Origin of the sequence: Micromonospora globispora (genome assembly GCF_003857015.1) — a bacterium.
Classification (GTDB): domain Bacteria; phylum Actinomycetota; class Actinomycetes; order Mycobacteriales; family Micromonosporaceae; genus Micromonospora; species Micromonospora globispora.
Genome location: NZ_QGGF01000594.1, coordinates 1 through 4,262, shown reverse-complemented (window position 1 = coordinate 4,262; position 4,262 = coordinate 1). Strand labels below are relative to the sequence as shown.

The 4,262-nt window shown below is 74.4% G+C and carries 5 protein-coding genes; 3 read left to right on the top strand and 2 right to left on the bottom strand.

Annotation, left to right across the window (positions count from 1 at the left end; all coding sequences use genetic code 11):
- The first annotated feature begins 165 nt into the window (after positions 1 to 165).
- Entirely contained in the window at positions 166 to 963 is a 798-nt protein-coding gene (locus tag DKL51_RS29915; protein WP_109948148.1) for an alpha/beta fold hydrolase, read from the top strand.
- Positions 964 to 982: 19 nt separating this feature from the next.
- Here DKL51_RS29915 and DKL51_RS29910 read toward each other — a convergent pair whose 3' ends face one another.
- Positions 983 to 1,210: a DUF8847 domain-containing protein gene (locus tag DKL51_RS29910; RefSeq protein ID WP_243422819.1), complete on the bottom strand. Its 228-nt coding sequence runs from the start codon at positions 1,208 to 1,210 to the stop codon at positions 983 to 985.
- A gap of 192 nt (positions 1,211 to 1,402) precedes the next feature.
- Here DKL51_RS29910 and DKL51_RS29905 point away from each other — a divergent pair, with 192 nt between their 5' ends.
- The gene (locus DKL51_RS29905; RefSeq protein ID WP_109948152.1) at positions 1,403 to 2,350 is read left to right on the top strand and encodes a serine/threonine-protein kinase; all 948 of its coding nucleotides are present in this window, start codon (positions 1,403 to 1,405) and stop codon (positions 2,348 to 2,350) included.
- Between the two features lie 76 nt (positions 2,351 to 2,426).
- The gene (locus DKL51_RS29900; protein WP_109948149.1) at positions 2,427 to 2,855 is read left to right on the top strand and encodes an OsmC family protein; all 429 of its coding nucleotides are present in this window, start codon (positions 2,427 to 2,429) and stop codon (positions 2,853 to 2,855) included.
- A 13-nt stretch (positions 2,856 to 2,868) separates the two neighbouring features.
- Here DKL51_RS29900 and DKL51_RS29895 read toward each other — a convergent pair whose 3' ends face one another.
- On the bottom strand, positions 2,869 to 3,819 hold the full coding sequence (locus tag DKL51_RS29895) for an endonuclease/exonuclease/phosphatase family protein (protein ID WP_243422817.1): 951 nt from the start codon (positions 3,817 to 3,819) through the stop codon (positions 2,869 to 2,871).
- Positions 3,820 to 4,262: the final 443 nt, after the last annotated feature.

Here is a 4,262-nt window from a genome sequence, read left to right as displayed (position 1 = left end):
CACACCGACCAGCCGGGGCACGATCTTTCATCAGGACTCGATGTCCAGGAACGACGAGTGCTCACCAACTGGCGGCTACCTACCCACCAGGAGTTTGCCGGATGGCTCACTCCCAGAACTCATTAGGTAACGGTTCGGGGTGAGCACCCCGCAGCGGGCCGACGGATGAGCGGCGCGGTGGAGGTGGCGTTCGAGCGCCGCGGTTCCGGCCCGCCGCTGGTGCTGCTGCACGGCATCGGGCACCACTGGGCGGCCTGGCTGCCGGTGCTGGACCGGCTCGCCGAGGCGCACGACGTGATTGCCCTCGACCTGCCCGGCTTCGGCCGCTCCCCGGTGCCCGCGACCGGCCTGCCGCCGGACATGCCCGGCGTGGTGACGGCGGTCGCCGAGGTCTTCACCGCGCTCAGCCTGGACCGGCCGCACGTGGCGGGCAACAGCCTGGGCGGCGCGATCGCGCTGGAACTCGCCGCCGCCGGCCGGGTCGCCTCGGCCACCGCCCTCTCCCCCGCCGGTTTCTGCACCGCCCGGGAGCTGCGCTGGGCGCTCACCGTGCTGGGCCTGCACCGGACCGCGGCCCGGCTGCCCGCCCCGGTGCTGCGCTCGATGTTCGCCTCGGCGCCCGGGCGCACCCTGGCGCTCGGCATGATCCTGGCCCGGCCGGGCCGGGTGACCGTCGAGGCCGCCCTCGCCGACGCCCGGGCGCTGCGGGACGCCCTCGCCTTCCGCGCGGTGGCCCGGGCCGGTCGGGGGTACGCCTTCGCCGGCTCACCGGCCGTCCCGGTGACCGTGGCCTGGGGTACCCGGGACCGGATCCTGCCGTACCGGCAGGCGGCGCTGGCCCGGTCCCGGCTGCCGGCGGCCCGCCACCTGGACCTGACCGGCTGTGGTCACGTGCCGATGCACGACGACCCGGAGCTGGTCGCCTCGATCATCCTCGGTACCACCGAGGCGGCACCGGTCTGAGCCTTGGGGCCGCGCGTCCCTACTCCGTGGCGCCGAGTGGGTCGGTGCGCACGAACCGCATCGTCCAGGTGCCGTAGCCGTCCCGGTGGTCGCGCTGGTAGAGATGGTCCGGGCCGCCGCCGCCCGGCGGGGGCGCCTCGTCGGGGTGGCGCAGGATCCACCGGTGCGGCGGGGCGCCGTCGGGCTCCGCCGGCAGCTCCCGGACCAGGTCGTGGGCGGGTCCGCCGACGAACCGCACCCTCACCATGCCCACCCGCACACCCTCCGCCCCGGATCACGCACGGATCGTCACCACGCCCCCTGGATGGAAGGTACCCCGTGGGGACCCGGCCCGGTCGGGAAACCCCGGGCGGTTTGCCCTGCTCGGACCCCGGGTACCGCGTCCCGAAATGCGGGGATGACGAGTCCCGGCGGGCCGGACGAGGACGAGGAGTGGTCGATGAGGACGCTGGGCGAGCGGTACGAGCTCGAACAGCGCATCGGCATCGGCGGGATGTCGGAGGTGTGGCGAGCTCACGACGTGGTCCTGGACCGGACCGTCGCGGTGAAGCTGATCTCCCCGGAGCTGGACGGCGAGGAGACCTCAGTGGAACGGATCCGGGCCGAGGCCCGGTCCGCGGCCCGGCTGGTCCACCCGAACGTGGCCAGCGTGCACGACTTCGGCACCTCGACCAGCTTCCCCGGCCGCGAGGTGCCCTACATCGTGATGGAGCTGGCGGAGGGCGAGACCCTCGCCGCCCACCTGCGCGGCGGCCCGCTGGACTGGCGGATCGCCGTCCGGGTCTGCGCCGAGGTGAGCGCCGCACTGGCCGCCGCGCACGCGCACGGCATCGTGCACCGGGACGTCAAGCCGGCCAACGTGATCCTCACCCCGGCCGGGGTGAAGGTGCTCGACTTCGGGATCGCCACCCCGGCCGGTACGCCGGACCCCACCCCCGACGGCATCGTGGTGGGCACCCCGGCGTACCTGGCCCCGGAACAGCTGGACCAGCAGCCGGCCACCCCCGCCGCCGACATGTACGCCCTCGGCGTGCTGCTCTACTACTGCCTGACCGGTCGACTGCCGTACACCGCCTGCAGCACCACCCAGCTGCTCGGCGAGCGGAAGCGGCAGGCGCCGGAGCCGCTGCCGGAGATCGACGGGCTGCCCCCGGAGGTCGCCGACCTGTGCCGGCGCTGCCTCGACGACGACCCGGAGCGGCGGCCGACCAGCCTGATGGCCGCGCTGCTGCTGGCCGAGGTGGTGGACGCGCGGGTCTACGTCCCGATGCTGTCGGCGACCCCCCGGCCGCGGACCACCCAGGTGTCGCCGTGGACCGAGCGGGCGGCCGTCGAGTCGACCGAGGCGATGGCGGTCGACGGGCACCCGACGGAGTGGGCCTGCTGACTCCGCGTCCGGCTCGGTCGGCGTTTCACCTGGCGGGGGCCGGGTAGCCGGGCGGGTGAGTGACGGGAGGAACGCGATGCCGGAGCCGAGTTCCTGGCTGCACGAGAAGGCCACCGCGACCGCCGCGGGTGGTCACGTCCGCACCGACGACGGCGGGCTCTCCACCGCGCTGGCGTCGCCGCTGGCACCGCACTGCACCGGCCTGACGCCGGAGCAGCTGCTGGCCGCCGCGTTCGCCTCCTGCCTGCACCACGCGGCGGTGGAGGCGGCCGCCGAGATCACCGACGAGGCGCACACCGTGCAGGTCACCGCGGAGGCGAAGCTCGGCCGCGACGACGACGGCCGGTACCGGGCCGACGTGCACGCGGAGATCTCCTCCGCCGGGCTGAGCCGCGACCAGTTGGCCGACCTGGTGGCCTACGCGGACCGGCTCTGGCCGTTCTCCAGCGGTGACAACAGCCGGCACCGGCTCACCGTCACCCCGGCGGAGAACGGACGGCGTTGAGCCGTCCCCACCGTCACCAGCGGAAACCGGCGGTCACCGCCCGGTGGTCGCTGTCCGGGGTACGCAGCACGCCGGCCGCGGTCGGGGTGAGCCCCCGGTAGAGCACATGGTCCGGACGGGTCACCGGCAGCTTCGACGGCCAGGTGAAGCCGAAACCCTGACCGGCGTCGGCCTGGGCGTCGTGCAACAGCCGGGTCAGCGGGGCGAAGACCCGGTCGGTGGTGGCGGTGTTCAGGTCGCCGAGCACCACCAGCCGCGGGGCGCGGTCGTCCCGCACGGTCGCGGCCAGCCGGGAGAGCGTCTCGTCGCGGGTGGCGGTGTGCCCCGCCCGGGCGGAGCCGAGGTGGACCACGTAGACCACCAGGTCGCCGTCGGGGGCGGCGACCACCGCGCGCAGCGCGCGGTTCCAGCCCAGGCCGGTGTCCACGCCCGCCGAGTCGCGGATCGGCCAGCGACTCCACAGCGCGACGGTGGACGCGGTGGCCCGGTGCGGGTAGCGCTGGCCCAGGGCCGCGTCGACCCGGTCGTCGTCGTCCACCTCCTGTAGCGCGATGAGGTCAGCGTCGGAGCTGACGAGCGCGTGCACCGTGGCGGCGGGATCCGGGTTTCCGGACTGCAGGTTCTGGCTGGCGACCCGGAGCACCGCCGGTCCGCCGCCGGCCGCCGGGGGCAGCCAGGCGTCGCCGTAGAGCACCACCCAGACGACCCCGGGCAGGAGCACCGCCGCCAGCGCCCGGCGGGACCGGCGCAGCAGCGCGGCGGCACCGAGCACGGGTACGGCCAGGCCGAGCAGGGGACTCGCACTGTCCAGGAGGCTGCCGAACCCGTGCACGTTGGGGACCGCCCGGTGGCCGGCGAGGAGGGCGGCGAGCAGCACCGCGAGGAGGCAGACGGCCAGTCCCCGGCGGTCGGGGCGGCCGCTCGAGTCACCGGCCGCCGGCTCGTCGATCGCACGCTCTGTCACCGTCCGCATCGTACCGAGCGGCCACGGGGCCGGCGGGCTGATGCCGCTTGGTCGGTCCGGTTCCGGGCCGGGTTACCTGCCGGTACCCCAGGCGGAGGTGTTCCGACCAGGACGGCCGGGTACCGCATGGGCCGAACGGAGGAGGCCCGATGGCCGCCCTGCGCAGACGAGCTTGCGCCCGTCTTGTCCATCCAAAGGAGATATTGCGGACAAATCCGAAAAGCGTTGTGGGCCCGTTTCATGGTTCACCGAGCGTAATGAGCGGGCGGATCATGGCAAATTGTGGCGCATGCCACCAACTACCCCGATGGCAAGCGAGGAGAAGCTTTCTAGCCTCGGCGGGTGCATCCCGACGACTCCCCTGAGCAGCAGACGACCGGGTCGACGCGGCCCTGGGCCAGCGCTACCCGCACCGGGCCACCGCGTCCACCGTCGCGCTGTGG